This is a genomic window from Janthinobacterium sp. JF4 (assembly GCF_059617925.1).
In genome coordinates this window covers 40,427-56,121 of sequence record NZ_JCAQAV010000015.1, presented here as the reverse complement: position 1 = coordinate 56,121, position 15,695 = coordinate 40,427, and the positions used below count along the sequence as shown (strand labels likewise).

The window sequence follows — 15,695 nt, the reverse complement described above, 5'->3', positions numbered from 1 at the left end:
GCTCCTTTATACTTCGCTGGCGATGGGATCCGTGCGCGCTATCGCGGCGCCACGGGCCGTGTTGCGGGTATTGTAATAGGTTGCCGCGATGCCCGAGGCGAGAATGATGCCGATGCCGGCCCAGCCGTGCCAGTCGAACAGGTCGCCAAAGATCACCACGCCCCAGAAGCTGGAGAAGACGATGCCCGTGTATTGCAAATTCGCAACAACTAGGGTCTTGCCCAGGCGATAGGCGCGCGTCATGGCCATCTGCGCCATGGTGGCGCACAGGCCGATGGCGGCCAGCAAGCCGATGCCGTAGCTGCTCGTGTGCGTATGCCAGACGACGGGGCCGCCGCCAGCGCTGGCCACGTTGCCGATCACGCCGGCCAGGAAATTGACGACCGAGAAATAAAACACGACCCGGTATTCGGGTTCGCCCAGCAAGCCCAGCTTGCGCACCTGCAGGTAGGCCAGGGCCGACAGCATGCCGGAAATCAAGGCCGTGATGGCGCCAGCCGCCTGGTCCGTCTCGAACACGGGTTGCAGCAGCAGGGTCACGCCGACAAAGCTCATGGCAATGGCCGCCACCAGCGGCCACTCGACCTGTTGCATGCCTTTCCACCAGCCGCCGGCCAGCAGGATCACGGCGATCCAGATGGGCGCCATGTAGTTCAGGGTCATGGCCGTGGCCAGCGGCAGGATGGCGATGGCATAAAACCACAGCCACAGGGCGATCACGCCCACCACGCCGCGCCACAGATGCTGGCCCGGCATCGTGGTTTTAAAGCTGCCGCCCTGGTACAAAATCGTGCAGCTCATGACGGTCATGCCGATGATGCCGCGGTACATGACGATTTCGGACGTCGAATACAACTCCGACGCCAGTTTCACGCACACGCCCATGATGGCGAACATAAAGCTGGCAAACAGCATCCACAATGATTGCATTGGATTCCTGGGAAATGAGAGGATAAAAAAAGGGCCGCGCAATGCGGCCCTTCTGCAAGTTACAGCTCGATATTGTTGCGGTACCACTCGTGGAAGTGCTGCATGCCGTCTTCCATGGGGGACTGGTAAGGGCCCACTTCGTTTTCGCCGCGCGCCATCAGAGCCTTGCGGCCGGCATCCATGCGCTGGGCGATTTCATCGTCTTCGACGCAGGTTTCCATGTAGGCAGCCCGCTCCGCGTCGACGAAGTCACGCTCGAACAGCACGATTTCTTCCGGGTAATAGAATTCCACCACGTTGCGCGTTTTTTGCGGACCATCGGGCCACAGGGTCGAGACGATCAGCACGTGCGGATACCATTCGACCATGATGTTCGGATACAGGGTCAGCCAGATGGCGCCATACGGCGGCGCTTCGCCGCCACGGAATTGCAGCACCTGCTCCTGCCATTTCTTGTAGGCGGGCGAACCGGCCTGCTGCAGGCCGCGGTGCACGCCCACCGTCTGCACGCTGTAATCCTTGCCGAACTCCCAGCGCAGGTCGTCGCAGCTGACGAAGCTGCCCAGGCCCGGATGGAACGGTTCCACGTGATAATCCTCGAGGTAGACTTCGATGAAGGTCTTCCAGTTGTAGTCGCATTCGTGGATTTCCACGTGGTCGAACATGTAGCCGGAAAAATCGAGGTCTTTCGAGACGGACAAATCTTTCAATTTTTCCATCACGTTGTAGCCATTTTGCTCGAACAGCAAGCCATTCCAGCTTTGCAGCGGCGTTTTCGACAGGTTCAGGCACGGCGTCTCGGGGAAATGCGGCGCGCCGATCAGTTCACCCTTGAGGTCGTAGGTCCAGCGGTGCAGCGGGCAGACGATATGGTGCGCATTGCCGCGGCCATTGAACATCAGCGCCTGCCGGTGGCGGCACACGTTGGACAGCACTTCGATGCCATTGGCGTTGCGCACGAGCATGCGCCCTTCGTTCTCAGACGCCAGGGTCGCAAAATCGCCGGTTTCCGGCACCATCAGCTCATGCCCGACATAGCGCGGACCGGCTTGGAACAATTGCTGCATTTCACGCTGCAACAGCGTTTCGTCAAAATAGACGTGGACCGGAAGTTGCGCGTTTGAGCGCGCCAGCTTGGCGTGAGTAGCCAGATCGGACATCCCAACCCCCCATAAATGTACAACGGTCAGCAGTGCCCCAGGCCATTCCCTGGGCAACCGCTACAGAGAGAAAGAATCCGCAAAGACCTGAATTCAAATTTGTTGAAACGGTATTTCGGACAGAACCGGCGATTATAGCGCGGATCGGCCTCGGCATTATCAAAACCCCCCGGCAATGACGCTTTTAATGAGAAACATTGTCATTTGGCGCGCAATTTCCGGCGCAGAGGGGCGATTCGGCTAAAATCCACTAACAAGCTGGCAACGCTATTGACTTTGAGCGCGTCGATTGCGCTTAAGTTTTCACTTAATAGTGTGGTTTGTTCTAAAATAACGCTTCTATGCTGGCCGGGAGTCCCCGGCGTCTCCCTACATACCCCTCGTGCCACGAAGAGATCTGAGTCTATGTCGAAGAAATTAACTGCCGCTGCCGCAGCGCCGGCCTCGTTTGAAGAGGCAATGGCGGAACTGGCGCAGCTGGTAACGCAAATGGAAGCGGGCCAGTTGCCGCTGGAAGCATCGGTCGCGGCGTACCAGCGCGGCTCGGAACTGGTCAAGTATTGCGCAAGCCAGCTCGACAGCGTCGAAGCGCAGGTGAAAGTATTGGAAGGCGACATGTTGAAACCGTTCGCCGATGCCGGCGAGGCCGCGTTATGATGGCCAGCATACAACAAGACGGCGTGACCTTCGGCGACTGGATGCAAGCCACCCAGTCCGGCGTGGAAAGCCGGCTCGACCAATTTTTGCCTGCGGCCGACGCCGTGCCGCACAAGTTGCACGCGGCCATGCGCTATGCGCTGCTGGGCGGCGGCAAGCGCGTGCGCCCGCTGCTGGTGATGGCGGCTGGCGAATTGTTTGATGCCGATCAAGATACCCTCGCGCGCGCAGCTTGCGCGCTGGAAATGATTCACGTGTATTCGCTCGTGCATGACGACATGCCATGCATGGATGACGATGCCTTGCGCCGTGGCAAGCCCACCGTGCACATCGCCTATGATGAAGCGACGGCCCTGCTGGTCGGCGACGCGCTGCAATCGCAGGCATTCATGCTGCTGGCCGATGGCGCGGCCATTCCGCCGGGGCGGCAAATGGCCATGGTCAAGCTGCTGGCGCACGCCTCCGGGTCAAGCGGCATGTGCGGCGGCCAGGCGATCGACCTCGACAGCGTCGGCCTGGCCTTGACCTTGCCGCAGCTGGAACAGATGCATCAACTCAAGACGGGCGCCTTGCTGCGCGCGGCCGTGATACTCGGCGCGCTGGCCGGCAAGGACTTGACGCCAGACGAGATGACGGCGCTGAACGCCTATGCGCGCGCCGTCGGGCTGGCGTTCCAGGTGGTCGACGACGTGCTCGACGCGACGGCCGACTCGGCCACTCTGGGCAAGACGGCGGGCAAGGATGCGGCCGCCAACAAGCCCACCTACGTATCGATACTGGGGCTGGAACCATCGAGAGCCCTGGCAGAACAATTGCGGTGCGACGCCCATGCGGCGCTGGCGCCATTCGGGGACAAGGCACGCCGTTTGCGCGAGCTGGCAGACCTGGTCGTGCAGCGGAAGGCATAAATGAAACTGTTAGAAACCATCAATGAACCAGCGCAAGTGCGCAAGCTGGCCCGCTCGCAACTGGTGCCGCTGGCCCAGGAACTGCGCAGCTTCCTGCTCGATTCCGTCTCCAAGACGGGCGGCCACTTGTCGTCCAACCTGGGCACGGTCGAGCTGACTGTCGCGTTGCATTACGTGTTCAACACGCCGCACGACCGCATCGTCTGGGACGTGGGCCACCAGACCTATTCGCACAAGATCCTCACGGGCCGGCGCGAGCGCATGCACACCCTGCGCCAGAAGGATGGCATTTCCGGCTTCCCGAAGCGCGACGAGAGCGAGTACGACACCTTCGGCACGGCGCACTCGTCGACGTCGATCTCGGCCGCGCTGGGCATGGCGCAGGCCGCCAAGATCAAGGGCGACCCGCTGCACGCGATCGCCGTGATCGGCGACGGTTCGATGACGGCCGGCATGGCGTTCGAGGCGATGAACAATGCGGGTGTGCAGGAAGACGTCAACCTGCTGGTGATTTTGAACGACAACGACATGTCGATCTCGCCGCCCGTGGGCGCGCTGAACCGCCACCTGGCGCGTTTGATGTCGGGCCAGTTCTATGCGGCGGCAAAAAATGTCGGCAAGTCCGTCTTGCCCGGCCCCGTGCTGGAACTGGCGAAGCGCTTTGAAGAGCACGCTAAAGGCATGGTCGTGCCCGCCACCATGTTCGAGGAATTCGGTTTCAATTACATCGGCCCCATCGATGGCCACGACCTCGATTCGCTGATCCCGACCTTGCAAAATATCAAGCAACTGAAGGGTCCGCAATTCCTGCACGTGGTCACCAAGAAGGGCCAAGGCTACAAGCTGGCCGAGGCGGAACCGATTTTGTATCACGGCACGCCGAAGTTCAATCCGCTCGAAGGCATCAAGCCGGCCACGGCGCCGGGCAAGATGACGTACACGGAAGTGTTCGGCAACTGGCTGTGCGACATGGCCGCCCACGACAAGCGCCTGGTGGGCATCACGCCAGCCATGCGCGAAGGCTCGGGCATGGTCAAGTTCGAACAGCAATTCCCGAACCGATATTTCGACGTCGGCATTGCCGAGCAGCATTCCGTGACGTTTGGCGCGGGCCTGGCCTGCGAAGGCTTGAAACCCGTCGTCGCCATTTACTCCACTTTCCTGCAGCGCGCCTACGATCAGCTGATCCACGACGTGGCCCTGCAAAACCTGGACGTGACGTTCGCGCTGGACCGCGCCGGCCTGGTGGGCGCCGACGGCGCCACGCATGCGGGCAATTACGACATGGCGTTTTTGCGCTGCATCCCGAACATGGTCATCATGGCCGCGTCCGACGAAAACGAATGCCGGCAGATGCTGACGACGGGCTACCATTATCCGGGCCCGGCAGCCATCCGCTATCCGCGCGGCGCCGGAGCCGGCGTGGCCATCGTGCCGGAACTCACCAGCCTTGAAATTGGCAAGGGCGAAGTCAAGCGCCACGGCAAGCGCATCGCCATCCTGGCCTTCGGTTCCATGGTGGCGACTAGCGTGGCGGCGGGCGACAAGCTCGACGCGACGGTGGTCAACATGCGTTTCGTCAAGCCGCTCGACGTGGCGCTGGTGAAACAGCTTGCCGCAGAACACGATTACCTGGTGACGGTGGAAGAGGGCTGCATCATGGGCGGTGCCGGCTCGGCCGTGGCCGAAGCGCTGGCGGCAGAAGGCATCGTCAAGCCGATTTTGATGCTGGGCTTGCCAGACGTCTTCATCGACCATGGCGACCCCGTACAGTTGCTGAAGAGCGTGGGCCTGGACGCTGCCGGCATCGCCGCCTCGATCGAGCAGCGGTTTGGCGGCACCCAGCCGCGCCTGGCCGCCGTCAGCTAAGTTTGCCTGCATCCGGAAAAGCGGCACTGCGGTGCCGTTTTTTTTCGTCCAGTGGGATTTTACGCTGCACTGCAACATTTTTCGCCGGGGAATGCTACGATGACGCTTTGATACCCTTTCAAAGTAAAACTTGCATTTCAGGAAACTTCACCGCCGTTCGCGCGCACTGGCTGGCCGCTGGCTGACGGGCATGCACGCCTATACCGACACCCTGGCGCAGCGCCGTCCCCTGTGGATGGTCAGCCTGGCCATCGACGAAACGAATCTGTCCGAAGGCTTGCGGGCCGCCTGCGCATCGAGTGCCATGCTGCTGCTGGGCCTGCTGTTCGACCACCCCGATTTTTCCTGGGCCGCCATCGGCGCCTTCTGGACCTGCCTGGCCGACGCGGCCGGCACGCGGCGCATGCGCTTCGTCTCGATGCTGGGCTTTGGCTTGCTGTCGACGGTCGCCGGCGGCCTGACGGCGCTGGCGGCTGGGCATGGCGTGGTAGTGGCGGCTATCGCCGTGCTGCTGTTTTCCTGGGCCGGCGCGCTGGCGCGCATCTGGGGCGCGGCCACGGCGCAGGTGGCCATCCTGGCGGCCACGGCCTGTGTGGTGATGGTCACGCACCCATTGGAATCGATGACGCAGACGGCGCCCTTCCTGGGCCTGTACATGTTCGGCTGCCTGTTTGCCACCGTGCTCAGTTTTACCGTCTGGCGCATCCACCCGTTCGGCCCGAGTCGGCGCGCCATCCGCGCCGCGTATTCGCGCCTGGCCGGCATCGCGCGCGACAATGCGCGTTTCCTCGGCCATGACGCGCCGCAGGCGGGCATTGCCGCGCATGGCGCCAGCTACCGTTCGCAGGCGCGCGCGGCGCTGGAAGCGGCGCGGGTGGCGCTGGCCGCCGTGCCGCCTGCGCGCGCGGGCCGCAGCGCCCTGTACGACAACCTGCTGCTGGCGCTCAGCGACGCCGAGCGCATCTTCGCCTATCTGATCGCCGTCACGCATACGTGCGAGCGCGAGCAGCAGCGCCTGCGCCAGGACCCGCGCGCGCGGCGCAGCCTGGAAGTGATGGCCGTGCTGCTGCGCCGCCTGGGGCAAGCCGTGCAGCGCCAGCCGGAAACGCCGCCACTTGAATTGCAGCGCCGCCTGGCCGGCTGCGGACGGCGCCTGGAAGCGGCGCTGGGCGCCTTGCTGCCACTGCGCCTGAATGTGGACTTCATGGAATTGGGCTTGCCGCGCGCGGCGCAGCTGCCGTGGCGCGAAGCGGCTTTCCTGGCGCTGGGGCAGGCGTGGCAAACGGCAAAAGTCAACGCCACGCCGCAGTCGCTGAGCTGGCGCCATGCGGCGCGCGTGTCGCTGGCGACGACGGCCGGCTTCCTGCTGGTTGAGGCGCTGCACATTCCGTTTGGCTACTGGGCCACCATGGCGACGTTATTGATCTTGCAGCCATCCGTGTCGACCACCTGGCCGCGCGGCATCGAGCGGGTCGCTGGCAGCGTGCTGGGCGCCGTACTGGCCGTGCTGATCGGCCTGGTCATTTACACGCCGCTGGGTATCTCGCTGGTGGTGTTTCCCCTGATCGTCGCCACCATGGCCTTGCGCCGCGTCAGCTACAGCCTGCACGTGCTGTTCATGACGCCCGCCTTCGTGCTGGTGGCCGATTATGCGGCGCCGGCCAGCGAGATGGTGTATGCGATGAGCCGCCTGGGCAACAATGTGCTCGGTTGCGTGCTGGCCCTGCTGGCCACGTTTTTCCTGTGGCCCGACCGCGAAGCGGACGACCTCGACCAGCGCCTGGCGAAAGCCGTGTCGGCCAATCTGAAATACCTGCTGGCCGTGCTGGCGGCCGGTGGAAAGTGGGATAGCGCCATCGCGCGCCTGCGCCGCGAGGCGGGCCTGGCCAGCAATAACGCGGAACAAGTGCTGCAGCGCTTGCGCATCGAGCGCCGCCTGGACCGCAGCAGCGGCGTGGGCCTGGCGGCGCTGCGCACCTTGCCGTTGCTGCGCCGCGTGGCGGGAAGCACGGCGCGCATCAGTCTGAGTCCGCAGGCCGAGCCGGCGCTACCCGAATTGCAACGGTGGATTGCCGAGGTCAGCGGGGAAATCGATGCCTTGCTGCGCGGTGCGGCCGATGCCAGCGCGCCTGGTCCGTGCGTTGCCGACAGCCTGACGCCGCTGCAGGCCGATGCCGTGGCCCAGGTGCAGTTGCTGCGCGGCTTGCTGCGCGAGCATGTGCTGGCCATGGAGAACGCTGCGCGCTGAGCTCCTCGCGCTGCGGCGTTTTTTCGGCGGGGTATAACCGCTCGGCCGGCTGCGCCCGCAACCGGCCTCTCCTGCTTGCGGCGCCAATATTGTATAGACGTTTTACGCCTGCCAATCTCTCCAAATTCCACATTTCATGGGCTTGCCCGATATATTTTCCAAACCGGGAATTTATCGAAAGGAAACGTTGACTCTAAAATAAGTGCGGTCTATATTCGATTTCCTTGGATGTAAATTCCATAAAGTAATACAGCATGGAACTACAGGCAGGACACTTTTCCCACGTCAATCGAAAGGTAGAAAATGTTTAAAAAGATCGCACTTTTCCTGTTCGCCCTCGGTGTCAGCGCGTCCTATTCGGTGGGGGCGGCCGGCACCAGCGTGAGCGATTGCCAGCGCGAGTGCTATGGCGCCTTTACGGATTGCATGGATTCTGGTCACTCCAATAACACGTGCAAGGCATTGTTAAATGCATGCAAGGCCGAATGCGGCGTGAATTAAGAGAACAGGGTGAGCCGGGGTGAGGCAATCGCCCCGGCTTGGAGGTAACGTTGTCAAGGCGGCTTCATGATGCAAAAGAAAATGAAAACCATCGCCATGTATGGCTTGATCCTGGCCGCCGGCCTGGGCAGCGGTTATGGCTTGTCCTTGTTGCCGGGCTTGCTCAAGCCGAACTACACCGAGGGCAATTACGCTGCGTATTTCCCGAATGCCCAGGCGAAGGTGGTGTTGTACGGCACGGACTGGTGCGGCTATTGCGCCAAGACGCGCGCGTACTTCAAGGAAAACAAGATCGAATTCGTCGATCTCGATATCGAGAAATCACCGGAAGCAAGAAAAGCCCATGAAGAACTCGGTGGCGGCGGCGTGCCGGTGGTGTTGATCGGCAACCGCAAGATCCAGGGTTTCAATACGGGCGCGCTGGAAGCGGCGCTGAAAAAAATCTGACTCACGGATGGCGCGTAAGAGACGGCGCGCCATGGATGTTGCTCATCGTCTGTCATTTCTACAAAGGAGTGCCAATGTTTAAGAAGCTGGGTTTCTTTTTGTTCGCCATGGGCGTCAGCGCCTCGTACGCGATGGCCGGCGGTGGCGAGGCGGAATGTTATGCGCAATGCGATGAGGGGCTGGACCAGTGCATGATCAACCGGCCGACGTCGCCCGGCGCCTGCACCAAGATTCATAGCATGTGCTATCAACGCTGCGACCAGGTAAATCAATAGGCAAGGCGCGCGGCGCGGCCTGTTCTTGCGGGCCTGGCCGCGCCTATGCTGTCTCAGCCCCGCGTGCGGTCCTGCCGCCACAGCACGTCGCTGCCGCCGGCAAAACGGTTCAGTACGCGCGACAGCACGAACAGCAGGTCCGACAGGCGGTTTACGTACTGGCGCGGATGCTCGTGGAGTGGTTCCGCATTGGCCAGCGCGACGATGCTGCGCTCGGCGCGGCGGCACACGGTGCGGCACACATGCGCCAGCGAGGCGGCGCGCGAGCCTGCCGGCAGGATGAATTCCGACAGGGGCGGCAAGTCCGCATTGTATTTCGCCAGCAGCGCATCGAGGCGCAGCACGTGCTCTTCCTTGATCAGCTGGTAGCCGGGGATGCAGATTTCTCCTCCCAGGTCGAACAGGTCGTGCTGGATGGCCACCAGTTCCTCGCGCAAGGCGTCGGGCATGGCTTCGCACAGCAGCAGTCCCAGATTCGAATTGAGTTCGTCCACGTCGCCCATGGCGTGGATGCGGGCGCTGTCCTTGCTGGTGCGGCTGCCGTCGCCCAGGCCGGTGCTGCCATTGTCGCCCGTGCGCGTGGCGATTTTCGAAAGTCGGTTGCCCATGATGTCGATCCTGTAAAGAAGAATGGGGGCAGCATACGACACTGCGCGGCGCCTGGCCGCGGATTTGCGGGCAAATCGGACAAAAAATGCGGTGCGCGCCACTTTTGTGCTTACAATCGTCGCACGCCCATGCCTCTTGCCCCCAATCTTATGCTCAATGCCGCCCCTGAATCCGGATTGACCGCCGCGCGCCAGCAAGCCGTCGTCGCGGCCCTGCTGGCCGTGCTGCCGGCCCGCTGCGTGCTGTCCGACGCCGAAGATACGCACCCGTATGAATGCGACGGCCTGGCCGCCTACCGCCAGTTGCCGATGGTGGTGACCTTGCCGGACACGGAAGAACAGGTCATCGCCATCCTCGGCGTCTGCCGCGCATTGCAGGTGCCGATCGTGCCGCGCGGCGCCGGCACGGGCCTGTCGGGCGGCGCCTTGCCCATCGCCGATGGCGTGGTGCTGTCGACGGCGCGCCTGAACCGCATCGTGCGCCTCGATGCGTATGCGCGCACGGCCGTGGTGCAGCCGGGCGTGCGCAACCTGGCCATTTCCGAAGCGGCGGCGCCCTACGCACTGTACTACGCGCCCGACCCCTCGTCGCAGATCGCCTGCAGCATCGGCGGCAACGTGGCGGAAAACTCGGGCGGCGTGCATTGCCTGAAATACGGACTGACCGTGCACAATGTGCTGCGCGTGCGGATCGTCACCATCGATGGCGATGTGCTGGAACTGGGCGGCGAATGCCTGGACTCGCCCGGCCTCGACCTGCTGGCCGTTTTCATCGGCTCCGAAGGCATGCTGGGCATCGTCACGGAAGTGACCGTGAAACTGATCCCGAAACCGGCCACGGCGCGTGTCATCATGGCCTCCTTTGACGACGTCGTCACGGGCGGCAATGCGGTGGCCAACGTGATTGCCGCCGGCATCATCCCGGCCGGGCTGGAAATGATGGACCAGACGTCGTCGCGCATGGTCGAACCATTCGTCAAGGCCGGCTACGACACCGACGCGGCCGCCATTTTGCTGTGCGAAGCGGACGGCACGCACGAGGAAGTGGAAGAGGAAATCGCCCGCATGACGGCCGTGCTGGAAGGGGCGGGCGCCAGCGCCATCGCCGTCTCGCAGTCGGAAGCGGAGCGCATGAAATTCTGGTCAGGCCGCAAGAACGCCTTTCCCGCCGCCGGGCGCATCTCGCCCGACTACTACTGCATGGACGGCACCATCCCGCGAAAAAGGCTGGCGGAAGTCCTGACGGGCATCGCCGGCATGGAAACGACGCATGGCTTGCGCTGCGCGAACGTGTTCCACGCGGGCGACGGCAATCTGCATCCGCTGATCCTGTTCGACGCCAACAAGCCCGGCGAATTCGAGCGCGCCGAAGCGTTTGGCGCGGACATCCTGGCCCTGTGCGTGGCCGTCGGCGGCACCATCACGGGCGAGCATGGCGTGGGCATGGAAAAGATCAATTCCATGTGCGTGCAGTTTACGCGCGCCGAACTCGATGCCTTCTTTGCCGTCAAGCGCGCCTTCGATCCCTACACGTTGCTGAACCCGGACAAGGCGATTCCCACCTTGAACCGCTGCGCCGAATTCGGCAAGATGCATGTGACGGCGGGGCGCCTGCCGTTCGCCAACCTGCCCCGTTTTTAGTTTTCCGGAGACTCCTTTGCAAGCAATAGCGGAACAATTCAGGCAGCAGATCCTGGCGGCCAGCGCAGCGGGCAGCCCCGTGCGCCTGCGCGGCGGCGGCACGAAAAACTGGTATGGCCAGCAATTCGACGGCGAGGTGCTCGACACGCGCGCGTATGCCGGCATCATCGACTATGAACCGACGGAGCTGGTGATCACGGCCCGCTGCGGCACGCCAGTCGCCGAGATCGAGGCGGCGCTGGCCGCGCGCAACCAGATGCTGGCTTTCGAGCCGCCGCATTTCGGCTCGAAAGCCACGGTCGGCGGCGTCGTCGCCAGTGCGCTGTCCGGCCCGCGCCGCGCCAGCGCCGGGGCCTTGCGCGACTTTGTGCTGGGCGCCGTGCTGATGGATGGCCATGGCGCACGCCTGGCGTTTGGTGGGCAAGTCATGAAAAACGTGGCGGGCTACGATGTCTCGCGCCTGCTGGCGGGTTCCCTGGGCACTTTGGGCCTGATCCTGGAAGTGTCGCTGAAGGTGCTGCCCTTGCCGCTGCGCGAGGCGACCTTTCGCTTGCCGTGCGCAGAAATTGCCGCCCTGCGCATGCTCAATGAATGGGCGGGCAAGCCGCTGCCGATATCGGCCAGCTGCTGGCATGACGGCGTGCTGACGGTGCGCCTGTCCGGCGCCGAGGCGGCCGTGTCGGCGGCCCTGCAATCCTTGCAAGGCGAGGTGCTGGCAGCCGAAGAGGCGGCCGCTTTCTGGCTGTCCGTGCGCGAGCAGACGCACGCTTTCTTCGCGGGTGCGGGCAGCCTGTGGCGCCTGTCGCTGCCGCCGCACGCCAGCGCCATGATACTGAAAGGGCGCCAGCTGATCGAGTGGGGCGGGGCGCAGCGCTGGCTCAAGCTCGAGGGCGACGCCGACGCCGATGGCGCCAGGCAGATCCGCCAGGCCGTGGCTGCCACCGGCGGCCACGCCACCCTGTTTCGCGGCGGCGACAAGGCCGTGGGCGTGTTTCACCCGCTGGCGCCCGCCAGCGCCACCATCCACCAGCGCCTGCGGCAGGCTTTCGACCCGGCCGGCATCTTCAACCCGCACAGAATGTATTGAGCGCGCATGCAAACCAATCTCGCCGATTTCATCAAGAATACGCCGGCAGGCGACGAAGCCGAAGCCATCCTGCGCGCCTGCGTGCATTGCGGCTTTTGCACGGCCACCTGTCCCACCTACCAGCTGCTGGGCGACGAACTCGATGGCCCGCGCGGACGCATTTATCTGATCAAGCAGGTGCTCGAAGGCGCGCCCGTCACCGCCAAGACGCAGACGCACCTGGACCGCTGCCTGACCTGCCGCAATTGCGAGTCGACCTGTCCGTCCGGGGTGCAGTATGGGCGCCTGGTCGATATCGGCCGCAACGTCGTCGAGCAGCGCGTGCAGCGCCCCTTGCGCGAACGGGCCTTGCGCTTCGCCCTGAAGGAAGCCTTGCCGCGCCGCTGGCTGTTTACGCCCGTGTACAAGGCGGGGCAGGCGCTGCGGCCGCTGCTGTCGAAAAGCTTGCAGGACAAATTGCGCCCGGGCGCCGCCGCCGGCGCATGGCCCGCGCGCCAGCATGCGCGCACCATGCTGCTGCTCGACGGCTGCGTGCAGCCGGCCATGTCGCCGAACATCAACGCGGCCACGGCGCGCGTGCTCGACGCGCTTGGCGTGCAGCTGGTCAATGCGCCGAAGGCCGGCTGCTGTGGCGCGCTGCGCCATCACCTGAACGACCAGGAGGCGGCGCTGGACGACATGCGCCGCAATATCGACGCCTGGTGGCCGTATGTGGACAGCGCCGAAGCCATCGTCATGACGGCGTCCGGCTGCGGCGCCACGGTGAAGGAGTACGGCCACCTGCTGGCGCACGACGCCCGCTATGCGGAGAAGGCGCGGCGCATCGCCGCACTGACGCGCGATCTGTCCGAGATCATGCCGGCGTTTGAAAACGAGCTGGTGGCGCTGCTGAGAGGGCGCATCGGCAAAAAAGTGGCATATCACCCGCCATGTACCCTGCAGCATGGCCAGCAGGTGCGCGGCAAGGTGGAGCAGGTCTTGCGCGCCGTCGGCGTCGACGTGCGCCTGTGCGCGGACAGCCATCTGTGCTGCGGTTCGGCGGGCACGTATTCGATCCTGCAGCCGGCACTGTCGCAGCAACTGCGCGACAACAAGGTGGCGAACCTGGAAGCGTGCGAGCCGGAGATGATCGTGTCGGCCAATATCGGCTGCCTGAGCCACCTGCAGTCGGGCACGGAGACGCCCGTGCGGCACTGGATCGAGTTGATTGATTCAGCTTTGGCGCCCGTCAAATAGGTATTTCGCTGTACTGCGCGATGCGCCACTGCGGGGCCGGGATGAAGTTATTCGCCCACTCCAGCACGGCGTCGGCCGGCATGGGACGGGCAATGCCGTAGCCTTGCGCCAGGTCGCAGCCCAGCTGGATCAGCCGCGCGCCATGCTCGACGCTTTCCACGCCTTCGGCAATCACCGTCAAGCTGAAGGAACGGGCCAGGCCGATGACGGCGCGCACCAAATGCAGGTCGTCGCGGTCGTTGAGCATATTGCGCACGAAGCTCTGGTCGATCTTGACGATATTCGCCGGCAGGCGCTTTAAATACGACATCGACGAGTAGCCGGTGCCGAAATCGTCGAGCGCGAACGTGATGCCCAGCGCCTGGCAGGCGCGGATGATGCGGCGCACGTCCTCGATGTCGTGCAGGGCCGACGATTCGAGGATTTCCAGTTCCAGCATGCTGGCGCGCACGCCGGGAAATTCGCCGAGGATGGTTTCCAGGCGCGTGACGAAGTCCGGTTGCTGGAAGTGGCGCGCCGCGATATTCACGCTGACTACCCAGTGCTTGCCGCAAGCCACCCAGCGCTGCATCTGCCACAGGGCCTGGCGCAGCACCCATTCGCCGATGTCGATGATCAAATCCGTCTGTTCCACCAGCGGCAGGAATTGCGCGGGCGCCAGCACGCCGCGGCGCGGATGCTGCCAGCGCAGCAGCGCTTCCATGCCCACCACCGTGCCGGCGCGCATGTTGACCTTGGGCTGGTAGTACAGCCGCAGTTCGCCGTTGATCAGGGCATGGCGCACTTCCGTGCGCTGGTTGTGGTGCGTGCGCACTTCTTCATCGAGGTTGGTGTCGAAGAAGTGGTACTGGTTGCGCCCCGTCAGTTTCGCCTGGTAGACGGCGTGGTCGGCGTGGCGCAGCAGGCTTTCCGTATTCAGGTCCTTGCCCGCGTAGACGGCGATGCCGACGCTGGCCGTCACATGCAGCGCCTGCTGGTCGCACTGGTAGGGGCGGCTCAGGTCCTGCATCAATTGGGTGATGTTCTGTTCGATGCTGGCGATGCTGGCCTGGCCGCACAGCAGCATGACGAATTCATCGCCGCCCAGGCGCGCCGCGTAGTGGACCTGGCCCGTAAAGCCGTGCAGGCGGCCGGCCACCTGCTTGAGGATTTCATCGCCCGCTTCGGCGCCGTAGCGGTCGTTGATGGCCTGGAAGTGGTCGAGGTCGAACAGGCAGACGGCCAGCAGGCGCTGGCGTTCGCGCGCCAGGAACAGTTCCTGTTCGAAACGGGCGGCCAGCGCGGCACGGTTGGGCAAGCCCGTCAGCACGTCATTGTAGTTTTGCCACGACAGCTTTTGCAGCGCCTGCTGCATGTGCACGGTTTCGTTCAGCTGTTCGCCCAGCTGGCGCTGGCTGGTCTTCAGCGAGGTCAGCAGTTCTTCGATATCGCCGGCCATGCCGTTGAACGACTGCGACACGGCTTGCGCCTCGGGCGTGGCGCCGGCCGCCAGGCGCACGGCGAAGTTGCCATCGCGGAAGCGGTCGGTCGCTTGCACGAGCCGCGCCAGCAGCTTGCGGTGCGATGCCAGGATCAAGCCCAGCAGGAGGAAGACGAGGACGATATTGATGGTGCTGAGGACGGCCTGCTCGCGCACCCTTTGCCACACCTGTGCCAGGGGCCGGCCGGGCGTATAGTGCAGGTCGAGGATGCCGTCACCGCCATCCGGCAGCGCCACCGTCAGGCGGCTGTGGATGGCCGCCATGCCCGCCAGGCGGGCAAACCACGCCGGCACGCCGGCGGCCAGTGTGTCGCTCAGCTTGTTGTCGGCCAGCACTTCGACATGCCCGCCAGCCGTATCCCAGCGCACGGAGGCGAGGCTGCGGTTCAGTGGCAGGGCGCTGCGCAACGCCTGCCGCACGCTGTCGTGCATCGTATGCCGGTCCGTGTGCACGGCCAGCGGCAGCACGCTATTGGCCAGGAACAGGTCGAGTTGCCGGGCATCGTTCTGGTAGCGCGCATTGGCCAGCGCCGTTTCCGTACCGAGCAGGGCGTGATAGCGAACGGCGGAAACGGCGAGTATCAGGAAGGTAATAGGGATGAAGAGGCGGGAATAACTGCCCATCCGCATCCATGACGATAATATTTT

14 protein-coding genes are annotated in these 15,695 nt (G+C 63.9%); 10 read left to right on the top strand and 4 right to left on the bottom strand.

Features of this window, described 5'->3' with window-relative positions; all coding sequences use genetic code 11:
- Nucleotides 1-6: 6 nt before the first annotated feature.
- Together AC54AF_RS13790 and AC54AF_RS13785 are read right to left on the bottom strand one after the other, a co-directional pair.
- Nucleotides 7-930, bottom strand: a complete 924-nt coding sequence (locus AC54AF_RS13790) for a DMT family transporter (RefSeq protein WP_496636980.1) — start codon at nucleotides 928-930, stop codon at nucleotides 7-9.
- Nucleotides 931-989: 59 nt separating this feature from the next.
- Complete coding sequence (locus tag AC54AF_RS13785) at nucleotides 990-2,090, bottom strand: SRPBCC family protein (protein WP_131688332.1); 1,101 nt, start codon at nucleotides 2,088-2,090, stop codon at nucleotides 990-992.
- A 405-nt stretch (nucleotides 2,091-2,495) separates the two neighbouring features.
- On the opposite strand from AC54AF_RS13785, the gene AC54AF_RS13780 reads away from it, so the two are divergent.
- The 7 genes from AC54AF_RS13780 to AC54AF_RS13750 all read left to right on the top strand — a co-directional run bounded on the left by AC54AF_RS13780 (nucleotide 2,496) and on the right by AC54AF_RS13750 (nucleotide 8,995).
- The gene (locus AC54AF_RS13780; protein ID WP_131387216.1) at nucleotides 2,496-2,747 is read left to right on the top strand and encodes an exodeoxyribonuclease VII small subunit; all 252 of its coding nucleotides are present in this window, start codon (nucleotides 2,496-2,498) and stop codon (nucleotides 2,745-2,747) included.
- Nucleotides 2,744-3,655 (top strand): polyprenyl synthetase family protein, encoded by a 912-nt coding sequence (locus AC54AF_RS13775; RefSeq protein ID WP_496636979.1) that lies wholly within the window; start codon nucleotides 2,744-2,746, stop codon nucleotides 3,653-3,655. Before AC54AF_RS13780 ends, AC54AF_RS13775 begins: the two co-directional genes overlap by 4 nt.
- The gene (dxs, locus tag AC54AF_RS13770; RefSeq protein WP_496636978.1) at nucleotides 3,656-5,524 is read left to right on the top strand and encodes a 1-deoxy-D-xylulose-5-phosphate synthase; all 1,869 of its coding nucleotides are present in this window, start codon (nucleotides 3,656-3,658) and stop codon (nucleotides 5,522-5,524) included. It begins immediately after the preceding gene.
- A 190-nt stretch (nucleotides 5,525-5,714) separates the two neighbouring features.
- Complete coding sequence (locus tag AC54AF_RS13765) at nucleotides 5,715-7,772, top strand: FUSC family protein (protein WP_496636977.1); 2,058 nt, start codon at nucleotides 5,715-5,717, stop codon at nucleotides 7,770-7,772.
- Between the two features lie 303 nt (nucleotides 7,773-8,075).
- The gene (locus AC54AF_RS13760; protein ID WP_496636976.1) at nucleotides 8,076-8,273 is read left to right on the top strand and encodes a hypothetical protein; all 198 of its coding nucleotides are present in this window, start codon (nucleotides 8,076-8,078) and stop codon (nucleotides 8,271-8,273) included.
- Nucleotides 8,274-8,339: 66 nt separating this feature from the next.
- On the top strand, nucleotides 8,340-8,720 hold the full coding sequence (locus AC54AF_RS13755; RefSeq protein ID WP_496636975.1) for a glutaredoxin family protein: 381 nt from the start codon (nucleotides 8,340-8,342) through the stop codon (nucleotides 8,718-8,720).
- A gap of 74 nt (nucleotides 8,721-8,794) precedes the next feature.
- Complete coding sequence (locus AC54AF_RS13750) at nucleotides 8,795-8,995, top strand: hypothetical protein (RefSeq protein ID WP_496636974.1); 201 nt, start codon at nucleotides 8,795-8,797, stop codon at nucleotides 8,993-8,995.
- A 53-nt stretch (nucleotides 8,996-9,048) separates the two neighbouring features.
- On the opposite strand, the gene AC54AF_RS13745 is transcribed toward AC54AF_RS13750, so the two are convergent.
- The gene (locus AC54AF_RS13745; protein WP_131688335.1) at nucleotides 9,049-9,603 is read right to left on the bottom strand and encodes a cob(I)yrinic acid a,c-diamide adenosyltransferase; all 555 of its coding nucleotides are present in this window, start codon (nucleotides 9,601-9,603) and stop codon (nucleotides 9,049-9,051) included.
- 150 nt (nucleotides 9,604-9,753) lie between these two features.
- Between AC54AF_RS13745 and AC54AF_RS13740 the strand changes: the two genes are divergently transcribed.
- The 3 genes from AC54AF_RS13740 to glcF are packed head-to-tail and all read left to right on the top strand — an operon-like array spanning nucleotide 9,754 to nucleotide 13,567.
- Nucleotides 9,754-11,244, top strand: a complete 1,491-nt coding sequence (locus AC54AF_RS13740) for an FAD-linked oxidase C-terminal domain-containing protein (RefSeq protein ID WP_496636973.1) — start codon at nucleotides 9,754-9,756, stop codon at nucleotides 11,242-11,244.
- 16 nt (nucleotides 11,245-11,260) lie between these two features.
- A complete protein-coding gene (glcE, locus tag AC54AF_RS13735) occupies nucleotides 11,261-12,331 on the top strand; it encodes a glycolate oxidase subunit GlcE (protein ID WP_496636972.1) in 1,071 nt (356 codons plus the stop codon).
- A 6-nt stretch (nucleotides 12,332-12,337) separates the two neighbouring features.
- Entirely contained in the window at nucleotides 12,338-13,567 is a 1,230-nt protein-coding gene (gene glcF / locus AC54AF_RS13730) for a glycolate oxidase subunit GlcF (RefSeq protein ID WP_496636971.1), read from the top strand.
- Here the strand turns inward: glcF and AC54AF_RS13725 are convergent.
- The gene (locus AC54AF_RS13725) at nucleotides 13,560-15,671 is read right to left on the bottom strand and encodes a putative bifunctional diguanylate cyclase/phosphodiesterase (protein WP_496636970.1); all 2,112 of its coding nucleotides are present in this window, start codon (nucleotides 15,669-15,671) and stop codon (nucleotides 13,560-13,562) included. The two genes, glcF and AC54AF_RS13725, sit on opposite strands and share 8 nt — an antisense overlap.
- Nucleotides 15,672-15,695: the final 24 nt, after the last annotated feature.